The organism is Bartonella sp. CM31XJBT, from assembly GCF_028618555.1.
Classification (GTDB): Bacteria; Pseudomonadota; Alphaproteobacteria; order Rhizobiales; family Rhizobiaceae; genus Bartonella.
Genome location: NZ_JAQITD010000048.1, coordinates 1 through 5,944, shown reverse-complemented (window position 1 = coordinate 5,944; position 5,944 = coordinate 1). Strand labels below are relative to the sequence as shown.

The window sequence follows — 5,944 nt, the reverse complement described above, 5'->3', positions numbered from 1 at the left end:
AGCCTTTTCGCCAAGCTTTATGGCTCCCTTGGCTGCTCCAGCAACTCCTGTCATTAGGGATGCTGTTTCAGTCAATAATTTTCCAAATTCAAGTCCAGCTTTAAAGGATCCACCAGCACCGGCTCGCTCATATTCCTCCTCCATTTTATTAATGCGATCTACATAGGACTGTCCAAGGGTCTGACCAATTGTCGCCAAAATCTCACCACTGCTGAAAAAATCTTTGAGCGCTTTCAAAGTCTCTTCGGGATGTTTGGCTAGTTGCCAAAAACCATCAACCGTATCGTATATTTCAGCCGGTACACCAGCTACTATACCAGCCCCAAAGCTTATACCTTGCCCTGTACTAATCGCAGACCACTTCGCAGACACTTCTGCTTCACATAAAAGGTCAGGACACTCCTTTAATTCTTTCTCCATCTGAGCTTGTTGAGCACTGCTGAGGTAGTTATTTGCAGCGGCATTACCAGCGGCATCAGCGCCGGCATCAACATTGCCACCGGCAAGGGCAGCGGCAACGCCCCCAGCAGCCCTTGCAACATCAATGGTGTGGTCTCTAAAGTCAGCAAACTGCGCATCAATCTTTGCGTTTATACGCGCTTCCTCTTCCGCAGTTGGGGTGCGACCGTTTAGGTTACCCATTTCCTCTTTCACAATGCCTTGCACCCACAATTGAAACTGGAGCATAGCAGTGGCTTCACCCACAGCACCCCCCACAGCACCGGCCGTGCAAGCACCACTCGCAACAGCGCCTTTTAAACAGCCAAGACCGGCGTGGGCAACGATTTGTGTGACCGTATCTATTTTGCCTTCTGCCTTGGCGGTACCGATTTCTTCCGCCAATGATTTGCCAACCGTATCAGACAGGGCGATGCGCAGATTGTTAAAAAAGTTCTTGTCAAGAGAGCCGCCCTCAAGAGCCGTCTGCACGCCTGTGCCAATGGCGGCTTTGATCAAGTTCTTTTTCGCTTCAAGGGCGATACGATCGACAAAAGGAGCGGTTTTTGGCAAAGATTGTCCAACACCTGCCATTTCCGTTAGTTGGCTGGTTAAGCCCGCCGTTAACATCGATGAGACAATGCTGAGAACATTCTTTGAAGAGCCAAGCTCATGCAAGGCGCCGGCAATGTTGCCGCGATTATTGACAAGAGCCACAGCGCTTTTGTTAATCAGCGCTTGGACACCTGCCTGTATCGCCGCATTCATGGCGGTACTCGAGCCAAGCCCCAAAGCACCGGTAATGGCACTGGCAGCGCCCGAGGCTGCTCCGCCCGTAACCGCCGTGACAGCCAAGGCCACGATAGCCGCACCGGCTTCTGTCAATCCTTGGGCTTTATAATCCCAGTCTTTAAATTCAGCCTTAACTGCTTGCCAATCCACTTGCTTGGATAATTCTGGATCATCACGCAGTTGCTTGATCCATGCCATGCCTGGAGAGCGAGACAATTGCTCAAGAGATTTGTCTAAATCACCAGTTGCCTCATACTCAACAACAAAGCCATCACCCGCATCAAGCTTTATGCCACCCTTAGCATCTATGGTGACATGTTCGATGGTCTCCTTAAGGTAACCTTTATCGCTCTCACTCCACCACACAAGGTTTTCATTACGCTGATAAACATCCTTAAAATCTTGATCCTTGTTGGTCAGAAACTTGATTTTTCCCTTATCTGATGCCAAATGCGTCTGACCACCACTTGATAGCCCTGCCGCACCAAGTGTGAGATCCCCATTTTGCGCATGCATGGAGAGGTTGCCCTCTGTTTCTATCGTGGTTTTGTTTGTAGTAACTTCTGTTGATTGTTGACGAAACTTATTCTTTTGCTTCGATTTGTCGCCTTCTTTGCCCCTCAGATCCAAATCAAAACTGTTAAAATCTTGCTCTGAAATCGCGTTGAGAGCGCCACCACTGGTGAAATCCCCATTGCCCTTGGCTTTAAACTTTCCCTCAAGGTTCAGTTCACCACCTGTGACAATGGTCAAATCTCCATCACTGTTGACTTCTGTCAAACGGTGCTCACTGCTTTGGGCGTTATAATGCCCTTTTTCCAATGTCTCCTTATGGTCACTCTCTAGCACTAATGAACCAAACGTAGCAGAACCACCGACAATCACCGTCATCGGACCGCCGCTGGTGAATTCCCCCCCCTCTGAGCCAAGATCACCAAGGGATTGAATGTTTAATTCATGATCAGAGAGAATTTGTCCCTTCTGCCCAGCTCGATCAACAAAACCATATTCATTCGTGTCACGGATTTTAGCGGTACTATTGACAATCGTACCACCCGTCATGGTAACCGTATCACCATGAATAACACCGGAAGAATTGGCTAAAAGACCGTTACTGGTGAGTTCTACAGCACCTCTGGCATCTAAAAAACCACCATCATTAAACAATGTTTGCGTGGTCGAAACATGCAATGCATCATCACTTACCACAGCACCGCTATTGGTAAGACGGTCCGTCTCTATAGTGACGCCATTGCCTTTCAAACGCGCACTGGCAAGGTTTCCTTGCAATCCTTGTGCGTTTTTTATCCCTTGTTCTGAAGAGGAGGTTGGCGCCAAATAAACGTGGGGCACTAAGACCTCTTGTCCGTCGACAAGGTGAGTTTCAAGCCAGATCATATCCTTTTTGATCCCAGCAATCTGCTGAGGCGTTAAGGGCTTGCCTAGCACTAACCCTAAAGGACCTTGCTGCTCCACAGCATTGTCATAAAGCCTTTGCATTTGAGCATTGGGATCTTCAACATCAAGAAGAGTGCGATTGCCTGTCAGCTCAAAGATTTGCTCACCCACCAGACGATATTCAAAATAAGCATCCCCCAATCTTTTAAACACGTGCTCAGGCTTATAATTGCCAATCTTTTTTAAGTAATAGTCCGATCCTAAAAATTTACTTGGGTTGATAAAATCCTGTCGCGTCTCAACTAAAAACGGCACATCCGGTGATTGGGTCTGGTCCAATTCTGTCTTAACAGAGCTAAGCCCATCTTGCGTTGGCACCTGTATGGATTCTGGTGCGGGTGTTTGGATGCTCGGTGCAAAAAGCCCTTTGTGCCCTTTCAAACCATTGATGATGCCGTCCAATCGATCATCACTAATCAGTGGTTTGGAACCGTCAAAATCGGTGTTTTTAACACCAGCCAAACCTTTATCGCCAGAGCTTAAGCCAACTTGCTCAACCCCCTCACGCACCGCATGATTGTCAATATAGCCTGTCAACTTGGCATCAAGCGTGCCACCAGCTTCAATCGTGCCGTAAACAGCATCATAAGTGCGGACGGTTGTTTGGGTATCAGTATAATGTCCCTCATCTGTAATGCCTGTAATACCACACCCTCCTAATAATGTGTGGCAATGTTTCTTCCTGCGATGTGTTTCAGTTACAATCTTGGTTGTTTCGATTAAATCGCGCCCCTCATTGAGCAGCGTATCACCCTGCATCTCAATGTTGCCATTAGCAGCAATCAAACTGTAGCTATTACGGATATCGCCGGCATTAATTGTCAGATGACGCCCTACTAAAATCTGTGCAGCATTATTGGTAAAATGAGGCTGCTGACGGCTAATTGTAGTGTCAACATCTTCCTTTATCTGATGGTGTTTAATATTAGTGCCTTCCCAACTTCCCGCAACGTAACTGTGAGAAATCACTTTATCGCTAACTTCAACCCCGCCTTCACGCATGTTGGTGAGAGCTGAGACATCGAAGGTCATATCGCCTGACACGGCTTCTAAAAGACCCGAGCTGTTGATTACATGACCAGCCCGCTCTCCACTTAAACCACGGATGATGAGATTGTCTTCAGCAATGACATCGGCAAACTTATTGATAAAATCCCCATCTAAGGAGAAAATGGCAGATTTCTTGGCATAAATTAGCCCGCTATTGCTCAGATCAGCGCTCACATTGAGCGCAACCCCATCACCACTTGAACCAATACTGCCGGCATTGTCCAAAACATCTGCGGTTAAGACAAAAGCACCACCACTTTTGAGAACACCGTCTTCACCATTTAAAACCAGAGCAACTTGCCCCAATGACGGATCATGACTTTTTGCTATAAGCGTAAAACTGTTACTGGCTAAAAGCTGACCTGAATTGGCTAAAGACCCAAGCTTCGCATCAACAACACCGCCCACCATAATACCGGAATTACTTAAAACATCATGGCTGTTGAGAGTAAGTACCCCGCCTTGCGCTTCCACAAGCCCAGCTTGGGTGAGTGTGCCTGCCTTCAGCGTTACATCATAGGCGCCAACCTCACTTGTCTCACCCAGCGTCAAGATGCCATCACTGGAAAGCTCTATCCGCTTTTTAGAGACAATGCGCCCCGTTTGGCTGAGATTTGTTTGCGCATGCAAAGCAATGGTATCATTGCTTTCTATTGTGCCACTATTGCTTAAATCACCGTGGCTGGTCAGTTGAAGGTCACCACGCTCAATCTCTATGTGCCCTGCTTGGATCACACTATCAGCAACAATATTAACTGCCCCTTGCGTAGAAATGAGACCATCAACATTCTCAAAACTGCCCACATCAATGCGCAAACCATCCCGCGCTAAAACATGTGCACCTTCATCATGTGTAGCGTTTTGTTGGTCTGAATTTGTCGCTTCAGCGCTTTTATTGACAAAAGACGTTGCAACAATCTTCATCTCACCGGCTAAAGCACTAAGAAGACCAGCCTCATTGTTTATATGACCAGCACGTGTCTCTTTCAGCCCACCAATGGTGAGAGCCTCTTCAGCAATAATTCTGCCCTGTGTGTTGGTTAAATCACCATCACTGAATAGATCCATAGATTTTTTGGCGTAAATCAGCCCGCTATTGCTGACATTTCCTGCCACATTGAGGGCAACATTCTCACCACTAGAGCCAAGCACACCGGCATTGTCTAATTGCCCTGCGATCACAACAAAAACACCACCACTTTGAAGGACACCTTCGGATGTATTCTTCAGAAAGGCTTGTTGCGGATCGGCGCCTTCTTGTGTGCTTACCATCAAATGCAAATCATCGGTTGCAATAAACGTCCCTTGATTGGTAAATGCACCAATATGAGCATCGACACTCTCACCGCGCATTGTGCCGTTATTTGCAACCCCATCACGCACTTGAAGGGTTAATGCTCCTTCTTGAGCTTCCACAGTCCCTGCTTGGGTTAAAGCATCAGCACTTAAAACCACATCATAACTTAAAATCGTGCTCTCTTGACCGGTTGTGAGCATGCCACCCGCTGTCAATACAACCTGCTGCATACTGATAATATCACCCGTATGATTGAGGGCACCATGGGCATCCAGCGTTATCTCCCCATTAGACCAGACAGTGCCTTCTTGGACAAGATCACCGCTACGCGCATAAAGGTCAATTTTTTGCTCTGCCACTAAGCGCGCACGTGATGTAAGCTCTGCCGCTTGCACCAAAAGAGAGCCGCCGGCGCTATAATGTCCAGCGCCTACAGTGAGCGCATCATCGGCGCTCAAGACAATATTCCCCTTGGCACCAATATGGTTGTTTAAAGCGGTGATTTGATTGGTTTTAATGGTCAGATCGCCAAGGGAAGAAACCCCTGTTTGATCATTGTCTTGCATGCGGCTTAGATCAATTGTTGCTGCTTGGATCTCTAAAAGATCACCAGCGGCTATCCGCCCATCCCCCGCCTCAAGCTTTGCTGCCTGTAAGTACAAAGAACCCGTCTCTGACTGTTGACCATCACTCCCAATACCGCTTGCTAGAAGAGCATGGGACTGGAGCTTGATCACATCGGCGTGCACATCAACAGCACCGCTTGCCGCAACGCGAGCTTGCTCAGCCAATTCAACATGTTTCAAAGCCTTCAGCTCAACCGCTTCTTCTGAAAAAAGCAGATCTTTCACGTGCACACTATCGTGGTGGGAACGCGCTTTTACTGCTCCTTTGGCACGTGCTTTGGCA

The 5,944-nt window shown here is 47.7% G+C and carries 1 protein-coding gene; it reads right to left on the bottom strand.

Translation table 11 applies throughout. From position 1 onward, the window contains the following. On the bottom strand, positions 1-5,944 hold a 5,944-nt coding region (locus PVV63_RS09765; RefSeq protein WP_273791687.1), incomplete at both ends, for a DUF637 domain-containing protein.